14 protein-coding genes and 2 pseudogenes are annotated in these 19,101 nt (G+C 70.3%); 9 read left to right on the top strand and 7 right to left on the bottom strand.

Annotation, left to right across the window (positions count from 1 at the left end):
• Positions 1 to 134 precede the first annotated feature (134 nt).
• The 7 genes and pseudogenes from CRP49_RS30720 to CRP49_RS48105 all read right to left on the bottom strand — a co-directional run.
• Positions 135 to 1,208: a tetratricopeptide repeat protein gene (locus CRP49_RS30720; RefSeq protein ID WP_097256278.1), complete on the bottom strand. Its 1,074-nt coding sequence runs from the start codon at positions 1,206 to 1,208 to the stop codon at positions 135 to 137.
• Complete coding sequence (locus tag CRP49_RS30715; protein ID WP_097256277.1) at positions 1,205 to 2,377, bottom strand: DUF4331 family protein; 1,173 nt, start codon at positions 2,375 to 2,377, stop codon at positions 1,205 to 1,207. Before CRP49_RS30715 ends, CRP49_RS30720 begins: the two co-directional genes overlap by 4 nt.
• A 35-nt stretch (positions 2,378 to 2,412) precedes the next feature.
• Positions 2,413 to 3,741, bottom strand: coding sequence for a peroxidase (locus tag CRP49_RS30710; protein WP_097256276.1), 1,329 nt, complete (start codon positions 3,739 to 3,741; stop codon positions 2,413 to 2,415).
• Between the two features lie 94 nt (positions 3,742 to 3,835).
• Positions 3,836 to 4,465, bottom strand: a complete 630-nt coding sequence (locus tag CRP49_RS30705) for a hypothetical protein (protein ID WP_097256275.1) — start codon at positions 4,463 to 4,465, stop codon at positions 3,836 to 3,838.
• A 299-nt stretch (positions 4,466 to 4,764) separates the two neighbouring features.
• Positions 4,765 to 5,352 (bottom strand): TetR/AcrR family transcriptional regulator, encoded by a 588-nt coding sequence (locus CRP49_RS30700; protein WP_097256274.1) that lies wholly within the window; start codon positions 5,350 to 5,352, stop codon positions 4,765 to 4,767.
• 166 nt (positions 5,353 to 5,518) lie between these two features.
• Entirely contained in the window at positions 5,519 to 7,030 is a 1,512-nt protein-coding gene (locus tag CRP49_RS30695) for an MFS transporter (protein ID WP_097256273.1), read from the bottom strand.
• Positions 7,031 to 7,145: 115 nt separating this feature from the next.
• Positions 7,146 to 7,355, bottom strand: a pseudogene (locus tag CRP49_RS48105) (NAD(P)/FAD-dependent oxidoreductase); the annotation flags it as partial.
• A gap of 355 nt (positions 7,356 to 7,710) precedes the next feature.
• Between CRP49_RS48105 and CRP49_RS30685 the strand changes: the two are divergent.
• The 9 genes and pseudogenes from CRP49_RS30685 to CRP49_RS30645 all read left to right on the top strand — a co-directional run bounded on the left by CRP49_RS30685 (position 7,711) and on the right by CRP49_RS30645 (position 18,930).
• Complete coding sequence (locus CRP49_RS30685; RefSeq protein ID WP_097256272.1) at positions 7,711 to 8,409, top strand: FadR/GntR family transcriptional regulator; 699 nt, start codon at positions 7,711 to 7,713, stop codon at positions 8,407 to 8,409.
• A 44-nt stretch (positions 8,410 to 8,453) separates the two neighbouring features.
• Positions 8,454 to 9,911, top strand: a complete 1,458-nt coding sequence (locus CRP49_RS30680; protein ID WP_179851803.1) for a four-carbon acid sugar kinase family protein — start codon at positions 8,454 to 8,456, stop codon at positions 9,909 to 9,911.
• Entirely contained in the window at positions 9,911 to 10,771 is an 861-nt protein-coding gene (locus CRP49_RS30675) for a class II fructose-bisphosphate aldolase (protein ID WP_097256271.1), read from the top strand. The genes CRP49_RS30680 and CRP49_RS30675 overlap by 1 nt, the downstream gene beginning before the upstream one ends.
• Positions 10,772 to 10,868: 97 nt before the next feature.
• Entirely contained in the window at positions 10,869 to 11,795 is a 927-nt protein-coding gene (locus CRP49_RS30670) for an NAD(P)-dependent oxidoreductase (protein ID WP_097256270.1), read from the top strand.
• Positions 11,792 to 13,231, top strand: a complete 1,440-nt coding sequence (locus tag CRP49_RS30665; protein WP_097256269.1) for an SLC13 family permease — start codon at positions 11,792 to 11,794, stop codon at positions 13,229 to 13,231. The genes CRP49_RS30670 and CRP49_RS30665 overlap by 4 nt, the downstream gene beginning before the upstream one ends.
• A gap of 544 nt (positions 13,232 to 13,775) precedes the next feature.
• Positions 13,776 to 14,798 carry a LacI family DNA-binding transcriptional regulator gene (locus tag CRP49_RS30660; RefSeq protein WP_097256268.1) on the top strand — a complete coding sequence of 341 codons (1,023 nt, stop codon included), beginning with the start codon at positions 13,776 to 13,778 and terminating at the stop codon, positions 14,796 to 14,798.
• A 241-nt stretch (positions 14,799 to 15,039) separates the two neighbouring features.
• Positions 15,040 to 16,167 (top strand): cellulose binding domain-containing protein, encoded by a 1,128-nt coding sequence (locus CRP49_RS30655; protein ID WP_097256267.1) that lies wholly within the window; start codon positions 15,040 to 15,042, stop codon positions 16,165 to 16,167.
• 251 nt (positions 16,168 to 16,418) lie between these two features.
• Positions 16,419 to 16,601: pseudogene (locus tag CRP49_RS30650) on the top strand (cellulose binding domain-containing protein); the annotation flags it as partial.
• 103 nt (positions 16,602 to 16,704) lie between these two features.
• Complete coding sequence (locus CRP49_RS30645) at positions 16,705 to 18,930, top strand: glycoside hydrolase family 6 protein (RefSeq protein ID WP_097256266.1); 2,226 nt, start codon at positions 16,705 to 16,707, stop codon at positions 18,928 to 18,930.
• The last annotated feature ends 171 nt before the right edge of the window (positions 18,931 to 19,101 follow it).

Genomic DNA, 19,101 nt, shown 5'->3' with positions numbered 1-19,101 from the left:
CGAGGGGGTCTCAGCCGGTAAGAGGCCGAGTCACGTTTGTCCCTGCGGGCTGGTGCGGGGTCGGCCGAACGGCATGCCGGTCCGTCCGGCCGACCCCGTCGGTGCCCCATATCGCCGGCATCGCCGCTCGGCGGCTACGGAGCAGTCTGTGCAACCCGGTTCTGCGCGAGGACAGCGCGCTGGAACAGGGCATGGGCTCGGGCTGTCTGGCGGAATGCGAGGTTCTGCAGCGCCAGTTGGAGCCCCCGCTCGGCATCGGCCCCCACGGTGAGCCAGAAGTCGGCCGCGTGGTCGGCGTAGGCCTCCGGGTGACGCAGCACCAGTTCGTCGTAACCAGCTGCCGCGCGCCCGCGCCACTGGTTCGCCTCCTGGAACCTGCCGCATGCGTGCAACGCGGCCGCGAGGTGGCCGGCGTACTCGGGGTCATCGCTGGCCCAGGTGAGGGGACGCAGGAGAGCGACGGCGCCGTGCGGGTCTCCGCGCAGCAGGTCGACCTCGGCCAGGTGGCCCAGTGCCGGCGCGTAGTCGGGCACCCGGCGCCGGGCTGCCTCGTAGCACGAGCGGGCCGCATCGAGATCACCCTCCCGGTGCCACATCACACCGCGCCGGAAGTCCAGCTGAGCGAGCGGAAACGGCGAGGTCCCCTGATAGTGGCGCCGCGCCTCGCCGAACAGCCGCTCCGCCTCGGTGACCTCTCCGCGCTCGGCCTGGAGTACGGCGAGCGCGCCGAGTGTCGTGAAGTCGCTCTGCCGCTCCGCCGCTTTGCGGATCAGGGCCATGGCATCCGCGTAGCAGCCGAGGGCCTGCAGGACGACGGCTCGTTCCGCGTCGAGTGTGGCCTCGTCCGCGCCGCTCCGGCCCGCCGCGCCGAGGTCGGCGACGGCCTCGGCGAAGCGGTGCAGGGTCGCCCGCGTCCTGGCGCGGGCAAGCAGGGCCGTGCCGTCCTCGGGCGCGATATGCACGAGCCGTTCGGCGAGTTCTGCGGCCCGCTCGTAGTCGGCGACGCGGCCGAGGATGTGGCCTCGGAGGTTGAGGAGGTCGATCAGGGCCGCCCCTTGCGCCACCGCCAACGGAGCCCCCGGCGTCTCCCCGGTATCCGCACGACTCAGCCGTACCGCCAGGCCGTCGATCTGCCCGTGCAGATTCGTCACGGCGATGGTGCCGTTCGTCGTGACCGGCTCCCACTCCTGGGGAGACGCCCCGGTCATGCCGCTTCCTCGCGGGGAGGCATCTGCGCGGCCAGGCGGGCACCCAGGTCCGGCGGGGTCGGGTTGGGAGCGTTCAGGTAGGGGAAGGTGTCGGTGGCCGGCCGAGTGGGCTGGTCGACACCGTCACTGATGCGCTCCCCGTCGACGCCGCCCACCAGCAGCGTGTAGAGGGTGTCCACGATGTCGTCGTTGAGCGACCGGCCACCGCAGGTCGTGTGCGGGCGGCCGGCGAGCAGGGCGGTCTCGATCTCGAAACAGCCGTCCTCGGAGAAGGGCTTGGACAGGTCGACGACGAGGAAGTCCGCCAGCAGCAGTTCGGTCAGCGGGTGAGCACCCTGCTCGTCCAGCGGCCAGGCGGTCCTGCCGTCCAGGCCGTCGTAGAAGGCCAGGTTGGCGTTGAGCCGTGCGCGGTAGGTGCCCGCATAGTCGGGCCGCACGCTGAAGGCGTCCTCCTCGTTGAAGAGGTCGCGGATCTCCAGATCGCTGTTGACGGTGTCGAACTTCTTGGGCGACATGATCACGTTCTTGATCTCCGGCCGGCCCATGCGCTCCAGCCGGACCGGGCGTCCACCACCGGAAGTCAGGGTCTCGCCGACTACCGCCACCAGCGAGCCGGCGGCCGGGCCGAGCACCGCGGCGTCGATTTCGAGCACGATGCTCAGCGCGTTCAGGCCCTCCAGAACGTTGCTGGCATCAGACCTGAAGGCCAGCTTCCCCGTCGCCTCGGTGACCATCACGCCCACGAAGTCGATGAAGAACGGGTCGAGCCGCGACCCGGCGAAGATCTTCAGTCCCTCGGCCTCGGCGGGCACCTCGTTGCCGACCTGGAAGGAGACCTTCCGGCCGCCGGGCGCCTGGCACGTGCCCGCCTGCACCAGGGTGTCCGTGCCGCCGACCTTCTGGGGGGCGTCGAAGGTGAAGTCGAAGACGTACTCGTCCTCGCCGACATTGAACGCCGCAGCGGCGCCCTCGCTCACGGACGTGATGGGCCGGACGCGGAAACGGTGGGTGATCACGTCGGAGAACAGGGCCGTAGGGGCCGAGGCCGGAAGCACGTTGAGGACGAGCACCAGGTTCCCCGGCCGCTCCGGGCTCGGGAAGGCGTACACGTCGCAGATGTCGGACGCAGGGTCCGCGATGGCACGCGGCCCGGAGAAGTGGTCAGCCATGAGGAAGCTCCTTGTCGTGTCGCTTGCAGGAAACGTCAGGTGTCGAGGTCGGCGATCCAGCGCAGCGCCCGCAGGCCGGGCATGAAGCAGTACTCGCCACCCCGGTTGACTACGAACGGCGGCAGTCCCTTGAAGCGGCGGCGGATCGGTTGGCGCGGGACGGTGAACCCGCCGTCGTCGTTCGTGCCGATCAGCGGGTCCTTTTCCGCGGGCGCCCCGATGAACTTGCCGTCGTTCACCCACTGCCGCTGGACGAACTCGAACTGCCGGTCCAGGTGCGCTCCGACAAAGGCGAACATGATGCCGCGGTCGGCGCCGTCGTCCTCCAGCACTCCCTTGGGAAGCGGCGGACCATAGGTCGTACCGCGCCGGATCATGCGGTGCAGACGCACCTCGCCGGTGACGACCGCGTCCCGCGGGTTCATCCGCCGGGCGTGGGCGCCCACGGGGCACTTGAGGCCCTCCGGGTCGTCGCCATACATGAACGCGTTGTTGCGCTTGGGATCGGCACCGAGTTCCGGATCGTCCTCGTCCGGCGTCAGCGCCAGCGGGGCGCCGCTGGGCCAGCGGCCGACGAACTTGGCTGCCAGCAGCTCCTCGTCGCCGGGGTCTTTGGCGCGGTCGCGGAGGTACAGACGGAAGTCGGCCACTCGCGTGTGCAGCTTACGGAAGGCCACGTACGTTCCGTTGCGCCCGAGCACCTCGGGCTGCGGAACGGGTGTGATGCCGTGGGTCTCGTTCTTGTATCCCGTGATGAACTCGCCTGCCCTGAGCGGCTCTTCGTAGGGATTGGTGCCGGGGATGCCTGTGCCCTCGATCGCCGGCTGACCGATGCCGTCCCGGAAACCGAACGGTTCCTTCTCGTCCGGTCCGACGTGCACGTCCTGCTGCCAGATGGCAACGACGCCGGGCAGATCGCGGTGGGCGTCACGGACCAGAAGGAGGACCGTCTCCAGGCGTGCGGTGTCCGGAGCGAGTCCGGCCAGGATGAGGTGCACATCCTTCGCACCGAGCGGGCCCTCCCAGTTCTCCGGCGCGCTTTCCCCGACGTCCCCGATGTACTCCGCCCGCGCCGCCATGCCCTCCCGGAACTCCTCCGGGAAGGTGGCCAGCGACTCCTCGGGCACCCCCAAGGCCTTCAGGCCCTGGAAGCTGAGTGCCACCGCGAGCGAGACCCGACGCTCGGGGTCGAACGCGGCGACCGAGTCGAGGGCGGGGGTGAGCCGCCGCAGCAGCTCGCGCCCCTGCCGCCGGTCGTCGATGCGCAGGGCGAGGTAGAAGCCCGCGTAGGGGATCGGTCGTGGTTGGAGAGCGGCCGCCTGGATGTCGTCGAGCTCCAGGGCGCTGCCCTTCTCGATGCTCATGATGCCTTCCAGATTCCAGAACTGTCTTGCGTGAACGGAGTCGTCACGCGTGGAGGGGGGCGGGGTTGCCGCCCCCTCTCGGGTGTGTGGTGGATCAGCTGGCGGCCTGGGCGAGCAGCGGCTTGAGGGCCGGGTGCTGGAGGGCCTCCTCGGCGGCGGGGTCGTCCAGGACCTCCTGGAAGGCGGCGTTGATCCGCTCGGCCTTGGTGATCTCCGACATCGTCAGGGAGCTGACCGGGTTCCAGTAGGCGGTGGCCTTCTGCTGCCCGTCCTGCAGGATCCACCTCATACCGGCCATGTTCGCGAGGATGTGCTCCTCGAAGCCCTCGCGCGTCTTGTCGCCCGTGAGCGACTCAAGGCCGCCGGACCTCTCGATCCACGGGCCGATCTTGGTGTCCCACTCCTCGGTGTGCTGCATCCAGTCCACGAAGTGCTCGAAGCCGACGGTCAGGAACGCGTCGTCGATGTAGGGCTCCCACTCGGTCTCGAAGGTGGTGGCCCACAGCAGCTCCGTGCCGTTGTTGAAGATCACGTGGCGGGTGTCACGCAGACCGGTCTTGATGGTGGCGGCCATGGGGGCCTGCTTCAGGGCCTCGACCATCCGCTGGCAGGCCGCCGCGCACTCCTGCTCGCGTCCCGGCTTGATGTGGAAGTACGTGGCCATCTCGGAAACGACACCGTCGGTGGCGCCCTTGCCCGCCTTCTTCGTGATCGTAGCGGTCATGGTTTCCTCCAAAGAGACTTTGTGCGCGAATGCGTTGACAATGGCGATATCTGCGGACAGTCGCGGGTTGAGCGGTTTCGCGACCTCCTCATGTGAGACAGATTGACTCATAGTCCACCTATGAGTCAACTTGTCTCACAGTGACCCGCGTCACACCGGTTCAGTTCAAACGGGCGCAGGATCAGGTCGGTGGCACCCACCCCGGACTGTGAGACTGCCACCCTGATCGACCCCGGCCCAACGGCGGACATCCAGCCACGCCGGGGATTAAATGACGCTAGGACCAGCCCCGCAGAACGCTAGGACCAGCCCCGCAGAGCGGCGTCCACGACGGCGTCCACGGTGTCACGCCCCAGACGGTTTCCGGCGAGAAAGCGCTCGAAGAACAGGGGCCCCGCAGTAGCCATGGCAAAGGCCTCGGGGGTGACGTCGGACCTGAGCTGGCCGCGCTCCACGGCCGCGGCAACAGCGGGACGCAGGGCATCGGCGATCTGGTTCAGCAGCGACTCCCGGAGGCGGCGCATGCCTTCGTCATGCCGTGAGCCGCCGAGGATCGCGGCAAGGACGGCACCGGCCTGCTCGTCGTCCCACCGCTCGGCAAGCACGCCCAGGCGGTGAACGAGCTCCGCTCGCGGATCGTCGCCCGAAGCAGCCCGAAGCTCCTCAGGCATCGGAGGCAGAGGTGGCATACCGGCTTCCAGCGCGGCCAGGCGGAGGTCGAGAAGGCCGGGCCAGTGCCGATAGACGGTGGCTCTGCCAACGCCGGCGCGGGTGGCAACCGCTTGATGCGTCACGGCCTCCAGCCCGCCCTCCGTGAGCAACGCGGTGGCCGCCGAGACCATCGCGTCACGGCTGCGCAACAGACGCGGATCGGTTCTGTCTTGCACCTCTCCGTTCCCTTCTGTGAGACAGTACGGCTTACAGCTTACTATGGGACATTCTGTCTCAGAGGTGGGAACTGGGCAGCCGCAGAGAACCTGCAGGACTACCCGGTGCTGCCCCGCCAAAGGTACCCGGACACTTCCCCCCTTTATCGCTCGTGCACGGCAGCGGTCACATGTGAACGACAGGCGCGGCGTTCTCGTCCTGCCGCGGCACGCCGCGGCGGTAGAGCAGGGCGGTCACGCCCAGGCCGATGACGAAGATGGCCGCCGACCACCAATAGGCGGTGGAGTAACCCTCGAGGCCGGCCCGGGCCAGGACACCGGGGTCCTTGGGGTTGCGGCCGGAGAGGAAGTCGGTGACGGCTTCGGAGGCCATCGTGCTGAGCAGGGCGACGCCGATGGACCCGCCGACCTGCTGGACGGTGTTGACGGCGGCGGACGCGGCTCCGGCGTCGGCCGCGGCCACGCCGGAGGTGGCCAGGCTCATCGCGGGCGCGATGACCGCGCCCAGCCCGATGCCGACGAGCACCAGCTGTGGCACTACCTGCGTCACGTATCCGCTGTTCAGGTCCAGCGCGGTCATCGAGACCAGGCCGGCGGCCGCAATGGCCATGCCCAGCGGTACCACCGGCTTGGGGCCTATGCGCGGCACCAGGACGTTGGCGGCCACGGCGGAGGCGGACGACGATGCCACGATCATGGGCAGGAAGGCGAAGCCGGTCTTCAGGGCGCTGTAACCGAGGCTCTGCTGCAGGTAGTAGGTCAGGAACAGGAACACGCCGAACATGCCCGCGCCGCTGACGAAGAGGGCGGCGAAGGAGGCACCGCGGTTACGGTCCAGCAGGACCCGCAGGGGCAGCAGCGGATATGCCGCCCTGCTCTGCCGCCAGACGAAGAGGGCCACCAGTACGGCGCCGGCCGCCAGCATGCCCCAGGTCGCCACCGAACCCCAGCCGTGCGTCTCGGCGTTCGAGAAACCGTAGACCAGGCAGAACAGGCCGGCGGAGACCAGCAGAGTGCCGGGGACGTCGAGCTTCGAGGACGTGTTGCGCGGGGTGCGGTGCAGCAGGGCTGCGCCACCGACGAACGCCACCACCGCGAAGACCACGTTGACGTACATGGTCCAGCGCCAGTCCAGGTACTCGGTCAGCACCCCGCCGAGGATCAGGCCGATGGCTCCACCCGCACCGGCGACCGAGCCCGCGACGGTGAAGGCCTTCGATCGCTCGCGCGGATCGGTGAAGGTGGTCATCAGGAGCGACAGCGCGGACGGGGCCAGCAGGGCAGCGAACAGGCCCTGGATCCCGCGTGCGGTGACGAGCAGGCCGAAACTGTTCGCCGCGCCTCCCAGCATGGAAGCGGCCGCGAAGCCGGCCAGACCCACCAGGAAGGTCACCTTCCGCCCGACCAGGTCCGCGACCCGGCCGCCGAGCAGCAGCAGGCTGCCGAAGGCCAGCGCGTAGGCGGTGACCACCCACTGCCGGTCGGCGTCCGAGAAGCCCAGGTCGCGCTGGGCGGACGGCAGAGCGATGTTCACGATGGTGCCGTCGAGGACTCCCATCAGTTGGGCGAGGGAAATGACCATCAGAATCCACCAGCGGCGATGGTGTGACGGGTCGACAGGCACATTCTCAGGTGCGGTCTCAGCGCCGCTTGTGGCGGCGATGGCGTTCTGTGTCATGGGGACAGCGCTCCAGGCAGCGGACGGGCGTACGGCGGAAAGAGACAGGGACAAAAACGGGCGGAGAGATCAGGTACGGCTGTGGGACGGCGTGGCCGCCTCGGTGAAGTCGGCGAACACCGGGGTCGCGTACGGCGTGCTGCGCGTCAGTGGGCATCACGCGCCCTCTTCGGAGGCCAGGTCGGGAACCTGGGCGTCGTCGCCCGCGACCCACACGTGGTCGAGGCTCCTGACCTGAAGGGTGCAGGGTGTCGACGTGGCCACGCGGGCCGAGCGGCAGGCCGAAGTGCGCCAAGGCGGGGTTGGAGCGGACGCCGGCTGTCCAGCCGACTCCGACAAGCAGACCCGATCCCCTCCCAGGAGGGCCTTCCGGCCGGACGACGTCGGCGCGGATGTTTCATACGCTGTACGGTATCACCTGTTCCATACGTTGTACGGAACACCGACGTCGCGGAGGGGGCGTGGGGTGTCACCCCCTCCGATGTGAAGGGTGGGCCAGCTGGCGGCCTGGGCGAGCAGCGGCTTGGGGCCGGGTGCCTGAGGGCTTCCTCGGCGGGGTCGTCCAGGACCTCCTGGAAGGCGGCGTTGATATTGACGCGCCCCCCTCTCGCTGTCATTGTTTCCGGCAGGTAGACATCTGATGTCTGACGTCTGATGTCATAGAACGTGAGGTGCTCACCATGTCGCTCTCAGACGACCTCGCGGAGCAGCTGCTCACCGCGATCATCGACGGCCGGTACCCGCCGGACTCCGCCCTCCCGCCGGAGGGCGAGCTCTCGGAGCAGGGCGGGATCAGCCGGCTGACCGCGCGCGAGGCGGTCAAGCAACTCCGCGCGCAGAACGTCGTCCGGGTGGTGCGCGGCCGAGGCACCTACGTCAACCCGCCGGACCGGTGGACGGCCCTGGAGCCGGTGGTGCGCGCGGCCTCGCGCGCGTCCAGCGGTGCCCTGTCCGAGCGGCTGATCGAGGCGCGCCGCCTCATCGAGAACGGCGCCTGCGAGCTGGCCGCTTCCCGCCGTACCGAGGAAGACCTGGACGCGTTGCGGCAGCATCTGGACGTCATGCGCGAGGCCGCCGAGGCCGGTGACACCGAGCAGTTCGTGCAGGCCGACATCGACTTCCACGACACAGTGATGCGGGCGACGGGCAACCTGTTCGTCCCGCTGCTGTTCGAGCCGTTCGGTCCGCTGCTCGTCGAGGGCCGCCGGGAGACCTCGGCCGTCCCGGAGATCCGTGACAACGCCATCGCGCACCACGTGGCAGTGCTGGCCGCACTGGAATCGGGAAGCCCCGAAGCGGCGCGTACCGCAATGGACGCCCATATGTACCAGACCGCGGACGACTTGCGCGCCCACGTCATCAAGCGGGACCGCGACTGATGTCCCACCTTCCCCCATCTCCCCGCTCAGCCCAGGAATACGTCATGCCCCTTTCCCGCTCCGCCCCCACTCGGCCCGGCACGCCGGTGCCCGAACACGAAGTGCTGGACGGCCTGCCCCCGGTCCGCGAGGTGACCGCCGACGAGGTGGCCGCGCGTATCTCCTCACTGCCCCGTCTGGTCGTCCTCGACGACGATCCGACCGGCACCCAGACCGTCGCCGACGTCCCGGTGCTGACCTCCTGGACGGTGGACGACCTGCGCTGGGCGCTGCGCCAGGACAGCTCCGCCTTCTTCGTGCTCACCAACACCCGCAGTCTGTCGCCGGAGGACGCCGCCGTCCGCAACCGCGAGGTGGTGCACGCCCTTCAGGAAGCGTCGCAGGCCGAAAGCACGGGTTACGTGCTGGCCAGTCGCGGCGACTCGACCCTGCGCGGCCACTTCCCGCTGGAGACCGACGTCCTCGCGGAGGAGCTCACCGAGCTGGGCATCGGCGCCCCGGACGGGGTCGTGCTGGTCCCCGCCTACATCGAGGCGGGCCGGCTGACCGTCGGCTCGCGCCACTGGATGCGCACCACGGACGGGCTACTGCCGGTCGGCGAGAGCGAGTTCGCCCGCGACGCCACCTTCGGCTACCGCAGCTCCTCGCTGCCCGAGTGGGTCGAGGAGAAGACGGACGGTCGTGTGCCCGCGGACGAGGTGCTGCGCATCACGCTCGACGACCTGCGGGGCGGTGGCCCGGCGCACACGGCGCGGATGCTCGCCTCGCTGTGCGACGGGCGTACCGCCGTGGTCGACGCGGTCTGCGACGACGACCTGCGGGTGCTGGCCCTGGCTCTCGCCGAGGCGGAGGAGAAGGGATCGCGGCTGCTGTACCGGGTGGGGCCGTCCTTCGTCCGGGCCCGCGCGGGCCAGTCCGGTCGGCCACCCCTGACGCCGGCGGAACTGCACCGACTGCGCGGGGACGCCCCGCACGGACTCATCGCCGTCGGTTCCCATGTGTCGCTGACGACACGGCAGTTGGACCGGCTGCGGGAACGCGGCGGGATCACCGAGTTCGAGCTCGATGTCGCCCTCCTGCTCGACGAGGAGCAGCGCGACGCCCACATCACCGAGGTCGCAGCGGCCGCCGCCTCGGCACTCGAGTCCTCCGACGCGGTGATCCGTACCTCGCGCACGCTGGTGACGGGTGCCGACAAGGATGACAGCCTGGCGATCTCGCGCCAGGTCTCGGCGGCGCTCGTAGAGGCGGTACGCCGGGTCAACGACGTCCGCCGACCCGCATTCGTCATCGCCAAGGGCGGTATCACCTCCAGCGACACCGCCACCCATGGTCTGCGGATCCGCCGCGCCTGGGCACGGGGCACGCTCCTGCCCGGCATCGTCTCGCTGTGGGAGCCGGTGGACGGCCCCGCCGCCGGTATCCCCTACATCGTCTTCGCCGGGAACGTCGGCGACGACGACGCCCTCGCCGACACACTCGACCTGCTCAGGAGCGCATGATGCTGCTGCACGGAACCGACGCCCTCAAGCGGGCCGCGACGGAGGGGCGGGCGCTGCCCGGATTCGTCGCGTACAACCTGGAAACGGTCCAGGGCATCACGGCCGCCGCCGAGGCCGCCGGACGGCCCGTGCTGATCCAGGCAGGCTCGAGTCCCTTCAAACACGCCGGGCGACAGGCGCTGATGCGGCTGGCGCTGGACGCCGCCGAGAACTCCGCCGCCCACCTGGGCGTACATCTCGACCACAGCCGGGACCTGGAGGAGATCACGGCCTGCCTCCGGGCCGGCTACACCTCCGTCATGGTCGACGGCTCTCACCTTCCCTTCGCGGAGAACATCGCCCTGACCCGCGAGGCGGTACGCCGCGCCCGCGACCACGGCGCCTGGGTGGAGGCCGAACTCGGGGCCCTCGCGGGCGACGAGGACGTCTCCACGAACGCCGTCGCCCGGACCGCGGCGATGACCGACCCCGCACAGGCGGCCGAGTTCGTGGCCGCGACGGGCGTGGACGCACTTGCCGTCGCGGTCGGCAACGTCCACGGCTTCACCAAGGAGCCGGTACGCCTCGACCTGGAGCGCCTGGCCGCGATCCACGAGGCCGTACCGGTGCCGCTGGTCCTGCACGGCGCCAGTGGCCTGCCCGTCGAACAGCTCCACGGCGCCCTCGCCCGTGGTGTCGCCAAGGTCAACGTCAACGCCGAACTGCGGCGCGCCTTCCTGGAAGCCGTCCGCACGACCCTCCCGGGCGCCCTGCCCGGCTCCGACGTGGTCTCCGTGTGGGCGGCGGGCCGCGATGCGGTGACCGCCGCAGCGCTGGAGGTCATCGCGCGCCTGACGCCCCCTGACGGCCTGGGCTCCTGACACCGCTTGCCGTCCCCCGCGGCCCCTCACTCATCCGTCGCGGCCCTTCCCCAGCCGCGACGCACCTCCCCTCTCTTTTCTCCCCTGGAGGACAAAGATGTCTCCCCACCCCCGTCCCCACACAGCCGTGATAGGCCTCGGCGCCATGGGTATGCCCATGGCCCGGCGACTGACCGGCGGACTTCCCGTCACCGTTTACGACATCGCGGCCGACCGCAGGGCTTCACTCGCTGCGGAAGGGGCTCGCGACGCGGCGTCCCCGGCCGAGGCCGCCCGCGAGGCCGACGTCGTCGTCCTCGCCGTCCGGGACCAGGCCCAGGTCGAGGGCGCGCTGTTCGGCGAACACGGCGCGGTGGAAACGCTCCGCCCGGACTCGGTGGTGGTGCTGACCAGCACCGTCGGCCCCGAGGCGGCGCGCGCCACCGCCCGACGGCTCGCCGAGCGCGGTGTGCTGACCGTGGACGCGCCGGTCAGTGGCGGCCCGGTGCGGGCCGGCGAGGGCGACCTGCTGATCGTCGTCGGCGCGGAGGACGTCGCGCTGAAGGCGGCGCAGCCGGTGCTCGATCTGCTCGCCTCCACGCTGACGGTCGTCGGACCGCGGCCCGGCGACGGGCAGGCCCTCAAGGCGGTCAACCAGCTGCTGGCGGGCGTGCACATCGCCGCCGCGGCCGAGGCGATCGCGCTCGCCCGCGGGCTCGGGCTCGACCCGGCCACGGTGGTGGAGAGCCTCAAGCACGGCGCCGCGGGCTCCTTCATGTTCGCCGACCGCGGGCCGCGCATGGTCCAGGCGTACGAGGACGGCCCCGAGCCCGAGGTCAAGTCGCGACTCGACATCTTCGTCAAGGACATGGGCATCGTGACCGGTATCGCGAAGGATGCCCATGTGCCGGTGCCGCTCGCTGCCGCCGCCGGGCAGCTGTACCTGCTCGGGGAAGGCGCCGGGCTCGGCGCCCACGACGACTCCTCTGTCGTCACCGTGCTCTCCCCGAAGGCGCCGGGCGGTGCGGAGGGAGCGGGACGATGAGCAACAGCAGCCTTCTGATCATTGCGGTCGCCGGAGTCGCGGCCCTGCTCCTGCTCATCCTGAAGGGCAAAGTACAGCCCTTCGTGGCCCTCATGGTCGTCAGCATCGGCGTCGCGCTCGCCGCGGGCGTGCACGCCGGCGACCTGGTGAAGACCATCGAGGACGGCATGGGCTCCACGCTCGGGCACATCGCCACCATCATCGCCCTCGGCGCGATGGTCGGCCGGATCATCGAACTCTCCGGCGGCGCCCACGCGTTCGCGCACGCGCTCATCGAGAAGTTCGGCACCCGCCGCACCGCGCTCGCGCTGACCGTCGCCGGCTTCATCCTGGGCATCCCGGTGTTCTTCGAGGTCGGCCTGATCATCCTGATGCCGATCGCGCACGGCGTCGCCCGTGCCGCCCGCAAGCCGCTACTGGTCTACGCGCTGCCGATGGGCTCCGCAATGCTCACCGTGCACGCCTTCCTGCCGCCGCACCCCGGCCCGGTCGCGGCCATCGAGGCGATCGGTGCCAGTCAGGGGCTGGTCCTGCTGATGGGCATCCCGATCACGGCGGTGGTGGCCCTGCTCGGCTACCTGCTCTCCCGCCGCCTCACGCGCCGCGAGTACCCGATGGACCCGGCGGTGTACGCCGAGGTGTACGGCGACCCGGGCACCGCCGAGGACACGCGCGCCCCGGCGGAGACGACCGGGAGCGTGGCGCCGGAGGGCCACGGCACCGCGGTCCTGACCAAACCGGCTGTGTCGGGTACCGACGTGCGCCCGCCGTCCTTCGGCATGGTGCTGACGCTGATCGTCCTGCCGATCCTGCTGATCCTCCTCGGCACCATCGGCCAGAACACCCTCGCCGCGGACTCGGTCCTGCGGTCCGTGCTCACCGTGGTCGGGGCCCCGATGGTGGCGCTGCTGATCGACCTCGGTCTGTGCGCCTACTTCCTCGGGGCCCGGCGTGGTTGGGACCGGGCACGCATCGCCGAGGTGATGGGGTCGGCGTTGCCGCCCGTCGCGGCGGTGATCCTGGTGGCGGGCGCGGGCGGTGTCTTCGGGAAGGTGCTGGTCGCCAGCGGCATCGGCAACGCGGTCGCCGACGTCCTGGAGCGCACCGGACTGCCCGTCCTGCTGCTGGCGTTCCTGACGTCCCTTGCACTGCGCGCCGCCCAGGGTTCGGCGACCGTCGCGCTCATCACCACCGCGGGCATTCTCACGCGACTGCTGGACCGAGCAGACCTGTCGTCGAGTCACCTGTCGCTGGTGGCGCTGGCGATGGGTGCGGGCGCCCTCGCGCTCTCGCACGTCAATGACGCCGGGTACTGGATGTTCACCAGGCTCGCCGGCCTCGACGTCGCCACCGGCCTGCGAACCTGGACGGTCCAGACGACCGCCATGGGCCTCATGGGCTTCGCCCTCACCGCAGCGCTGTGGCCACTGGTGTGACCTTCCACTGCGCGGATCGGTGAACGTGGGGGGCCAGGGCGAGGCGCTGTTCTGGATCGGCACTTTCCACCAGGTCGTCCGCGACGACACAGAGCCCTCTTTGCCCGCCTTCAAACGCTCCCTCGACCCTGGCTACCCGGGCCAGCGACCGGCTGACCATGCCCTGTGCGCTTCGAGGACCGCATTCGGTGACGGCGGCGATTCACGCGAAGTACCGGTCGCCGTTCGGCGGGGTCAGGTCCCAGAGCGCTCACCGCCGGGATGGCGTTCGGCCCACGGGGCTGGCCGGCGCGGTGATGTCGAGGTCGCCGTAAGGACCGACAGCGCAACGGGTTCCGAAGACCCGGCCGGCGTCCCCTTGGAGGCGGACGTGGCAGTGGGAGTGGTAGTGGAAGTGGTGTGCCCGCGCCGACCTCCCGTGAGGGGCGCCCGCCGGGGCCGGAGCAGATAGTCCAGATGCCGAGCGGCGTGTCCACGGCGCTGCAGAAGCTGGGTGCTCGGTTCCTTCGGGCCGTAAGATCGGTGATCTCGTGGGGAGGTGGTTATGGGCAGGCGACGCCCTGGCGCGCCGACGCTGGAGGAGGTGGCCGCCCACGCCGGGGTGGGACGGGGCACGGTCTCCCGCGTCATCAACAACGCGGCCGGGGTGAAGGAGTCGACGCGCCGGACTGTGCAGCAAGCCATCGAGGAACTGGGCTACGTACCCAATCTCGCCGCCCGGTCCCTGGCCGGGCAGCGGGCCGACGCCGTCGCCCTCGTCTTGACGGAGCCGGACTGGAGGCAGTTCGCGGAGCCGTTCTTCTCCGAGATCGTCCGCTCGCTCGGGGACGCGCTGGCAGGCACCGGGATGCAACTGCTGCTGACCTTGGTCCGCTCGGACGCCGAGCGGCAGCGCTTCCTCGAGTACGCGCGTGGCGGCCGGGTCGACGGAGCCCTGCTTGTATCCGTGCACGCCGGCGATCAACTGCCGGACATGCTCGTCGAGGCCGGGTTGCCGACCGTACTGCTGGGACGCCGTTCGGGCGACGAATACGTCAGCTACGTCGACGCGGACAACGTCGGCGGTGCCCGCAGCGCCGTCTCCCACCTGCTGAAGCGGGGCCGCAGAGCGATCGCCACCATCACCGGGCCACTCGATATGCACGTCGCCCAGTGCCGACTGCGCGGCTACCAGGAGGCCCTGGCGATGGCGGGTCTCAGGGGCGAGCCGTCCTGGGTCGCCGAGAGCGACTTCACGGAAGAGAGCGGGCGCCGCGCCATGGCCGAGCTCATCGAACGGCATCCGGAGATCGACGGCGTCATCGCCGCGTCGGACACCACGGCGGCGGGGGCTCTTCAGGCGCTGCGCGCGGCGGGACGGCGGGTGCCCGAGGACGTCGCCGTGATCGGTTTCGACGACTTTCCGCTGGCTCAGCAGACCGAGCCGCGACTGACCACGGTTCGTCAGCCGCTGGAGGAGATCGGGCGGGCCATGGTCCGGCTGCTCCTCGAGGAGCTGGAGGAGCCTGCCATGGCCTGGCGCCACGTCATCCTCCGTACGGAGCTGGTGGTGCGCGAGTCAGCCTGACCGCCATCGGCGAACACAGCACTTTTGGGAGCGCTCCCAAGCGGGGCCGTGGTGCTGGCGCATCACGCACTTCTCTGACCTGCGGCTTAAAAAACGCTTCGGCAGGTTCACGCCGACAGCCTTGTCAGGAACATGAAGCCCCCCTAGTGTCCCTGCCGAAACCGAGGGAATGGGAGCGCTCCCATCTCATGTTGTGGGAGCGCTCCCGCACCTACTCCCCACCCCTTCGGAGAGGATCCGCATGCGACCGTCACCGCCCCATGCGCGTAGCGCGCGTGGCCTGTTCGGCGTCCTGCTCACCTCGCTCGTCTCGCTGGCCGCATTGCTGACCACCGCCCCGGTGGCGCAGGCCGACACCGCCATCTGCGAACCGTTCGGGTCGACGACGATCCAGGGCCGCTACGTCGTCCAGAACAACCGCTGGGGCACCAGCGAGGCCCAGTGCATCACCGCCACCGACTCGGGATTCAGGATCACCCAGGCCGACGGCTCGGTACCCACGAACGGCGCCCCGAAGTCCTACCCGTCCGTCTACAACGGCTGCCACTACACCAGTTGCTCGCCCGGCACGAGCCTTCCGGCCCAGCTCAGTACCGTCTCCAGCGCGCCGACCGGCATCTCCTACAGCTATGTCAGCAACGCGATGTACGACGCCGCGTACGACATCTGGCTCGACCCCACGCCCCGCACCGACGGCGTCAACCGGACCGAGATCATGGTCTGGTTCAACAAGGTCGGACCCGTTCAGCCCGTGGGCTCGCAGGTCGGCACGGCCACCGTGGCCGGGCGCCAGTGGCAGGTGTGGTCCGGCAACAACGGCTCCAACGACGTGCTGTCCTTCGTCGCACCGTCGGCGATCACCAGCTGGAACTTCGACGTCATGGACTTCGCCCGGCAGGCCGTCTCCCGCGGGCTGGCGCAGAACAGCTGGTACCTGACCAGCGTTCAGGCGGGCTTCGAGCCCTGGCAGGACGGCGCCGGCCTCGCCGTGACCTCGTTCTCCTCCATGGTCAACACCGGCGGCGGCAACCCTGGTGACCCCGGCAGCCCCACGGCCTGCAAGGTGGCCTACGCGACGAGTGTCTGGCAGGGCGGCTTCACCGCCGACGTCACCGTCACCAACACCAGTTCCTCCCCCGTCAACGGCTGGAAGCTGGCGTTCACCCTGCCCGCCGGACAGCAGATCACCAGCAGCTGGAACGCCGGCGTGTCCCCGTCATCGGGAGCGGTCACGGTAAGCAGCCTCGCGTACAACGCGCAGATCGCGCCCGGCGGCCGGGTGTCCTTCGGCTTCCAGGGCAGCTACTCCGGCACCTTCGCCGCGCCCGCCGGCTTCAGCCTGAACGGCGCCGCCTGCACCACCGCCTGACACATCCGCTCACTCCGGGACCCGCCCGCGTTCCGTGCCGTCGAGCGGGCGGGCCCCGGCCCTCGCTCGGCGCCGCCCGCTCCCGGCCCCTCCCGGAGAGGCCCACCCGCATGCGCTCCTGACCGCCCGCCGCGCCCCGGCGACGGCCGCCCTGGCCCTGTGCGCCACCGCTCTGCCCCTCATCGGGCCGGCCGCCGCCGTCCCGGAGCCCGCCGCCACCTCGTCCGCCGCCGACCTCCCGGTCGGTCGACTGGGATCCGGCCGGCTCCGCCCTCACCAGCCTGTGGAACGGTTCTCTGGCCACCGCGCAGGACCGAGCCACCGTCCGCAACGCCGCCTTGAACGGCTCCCTGCTCCCCGGTGCCACCACCTCTTTCGGCCTCAGCGCGAACGGCACCGCGGGCACACCCGCCCTGCACTGCACAGGCAGCTGACCGCACGTCGGCCCCGTGCCCCACGAACCACACCTCGCAGCTCCACCCCACACAACCTCGTACCACCCGCAGATCGCCCGCAGATCACCCACGAGGAGGGCACATGACACACCGAACCGGCCGAGCACCGGAACACGGGCCGAGACCGGGCCGCCGACGGCGCCGGACGACCTCGGTCGCCGCGGCGCTCGCCACCCTGGCACTAAGCCTGGCAGGGCAGCTCGCCGGGCACCCGGCAGCAGCCGCCGAAGCCCACGCCGACAACCCGTTCGCCGGAGCGAGCTTCTACGTCAACCCCGACTACACCGACCTCGTCGGCACCTCGGCGGCGCAGACCTCGGACGCCACGCTCAAGGCCAGGATGCAGAAGGTGGGGACCTATCCCACCGCGGTGTGGCTCGATCGCATCGCAGCCATCACGGGCGGTGCCGCCAACGCCGGACGCAAGAGCCTCGCCGACCACCTCGATCTGGCCCTGGCCCAGAAGAAGCCCGGGCAGCCGATCACCGCGACGTTCGTGGTCTACGACCTACCCGGCCGGGACTGCGCGGCGCTCGCCTCCAACGGCGAACTCCCGCTGACTCAAGCGGGATTGGACCGCTACAAGAGCGAGTACGTCGACGCCATCGCGAACGTGCTCAAGAACCCGAAGTACCAGGACATCCGCATCACGACGGTCATCGAGCCGGACGGCCTGCCCAACCTCGTGACCAACAGCGCCGACCCGGAGTGCGCCCAGGCCAAGAGCAGCGGCATCTATGTCAAGGGCATCCAGTACGCCCTCGACAAGCTGCACGCCATCCCCAACGTCTACACGTACCTGGACTTCGCGCACTCCGGCTGGCTCGGCTGGGACAACAACCTGTCCCAGACCGTGCAGCTCTACACAGACGTCGCCAAGGGCACCGCGGCCGGATTCTCCAGCGTCGACGGGCTGATCAGCAACGTCGCCAACTACACGCCGCTCGAAGAGCCGTTCCTGACCGATCCCGACAAGACCGTCGGCGGGAACATGGCCAAGTCCGGCAAGTTCTACGAGTGGAACCCCAACTTCGACGAGTCGGACTTCACCGGGAACGTCCACCGGGCGCTCGTCGCGGCCGGCTGGCCCGCGTCCACGGGCATGGTGATCGACACCTCCCGCAACGGGTGGGGCGGCACCGGACGTCCCACCGCGGAAAGCACCAGCACCACCCTCGACACCTACGTCAACGAATCCCGCGTCGACCGACGGGCACACCGGGGACTGTGGTGCAACGTCAGCGGCGCCGGACTCGGGCTACCACCGCAGGCCGCGCCCTCCGGCTACCCCGACTCCCACCTCGACGCGTTCCTGTGGATCAAGCCGCCGGGCGAGTCGGACGGTGCCAGCTCCGACATCCCCAACGACGAGGGCAAGCGCATGGACCCCATGTGCGACCCGACGTACACGGCGCCCAACGCGGGCGGCAACAAGACTGGTGCGCTGCCGAACGCCCCCCTGGCGGGCCACTGGTTCCCCGAGCAGTTCGCGATGCTGGTGAGGAACGCCTACCCGGCCGTGGACACGGACGGTGGCGGCACCCCGGGCGGTGACACCACCGCGCCGACCGTGCCGACCGGCCTGAAGGCCGCCGCGAAGACCGCGTCCAGCGTCTCCCTGTCCTGGACGGCGTCCACCGACGACACGGGCGTGAGCGGGTACGACGTCTACCGCGACGGCACGAAGGTCACGGCCGCGCCGGTGGCCGGCACCGCGTTCACGGACACGGGGCTCAGCGCGGGCACCGCGTACAACTACACCGTCCGTGCCCGTGACGCCGCCGGGAACGTCTCGGCGCCTTCCGCCGCGCTGAGCGTCACCACCGACACGTCCGGCGGCACGCCGGACCCCTCGGGCGGCCTCAAGGTCCTCTACAAGAACAATGACTCCTCGGCCACCGACAACGCCATCCGGCCAGGCCTTCAGATCGTCAACACCGGCAGCGGCTCCCTCGACCTGTCCAAGGTCACGGCCCGCTACTACTTCACCCGGGACGGCGGCTCGCCCACCGTACACGCCTGGTGCGACTACGCCGCCGTCGGCTGCTCCAACGTCAGCCTGAAGGTCGTACCCCTGACCACGCCCGTGCCGGGAGCCGACGCCTACCTCGAAGTCGGCTTCACCGGCGGCACCCTGACCGTCGGCCGGAACACCGGCGACCTGCAACTGCGGATGAGCAAGTCCGACTGGTCGAACTTCGACGAGGTCGGCGACTACAGCCGCAGCACCTCCACGACGTACACCGACGCCGCAGCGATCCCCGCGTACCTCGGTACTACGCCCGCCTGGGGAGCCCCGCCCGCCTGACCCACCCGCGCCGGGCACCTGCCGGCGCAGCCCGAAACGTCCTCGCCCGCCCGGCGGGCAGCCACGCGGCGTCCAGTCCATCACGCTGTGCATCAGCGTGCCGAGGCTGTAGGGACTGAGGGCATCCGGCCCGGCGAGGTGAAATCGAGCAGTCGCACCGGATCGACCAGC

Source organism: Streptomyces sp. Ag109_G2-15 (genome assembly GCF_900215565.1).
Classification (GTDB): Bacteria; Actinomycetota; Actinomycetes; order Streptomycetales; family Streptomycetaceae; genus Streptomyces; species Streptomyces diastatochromogenes.
Note: the sequence above shows the minus strand (reverse complement) of the source record. Positions and strands in the feature narration are given on the sequence as shown.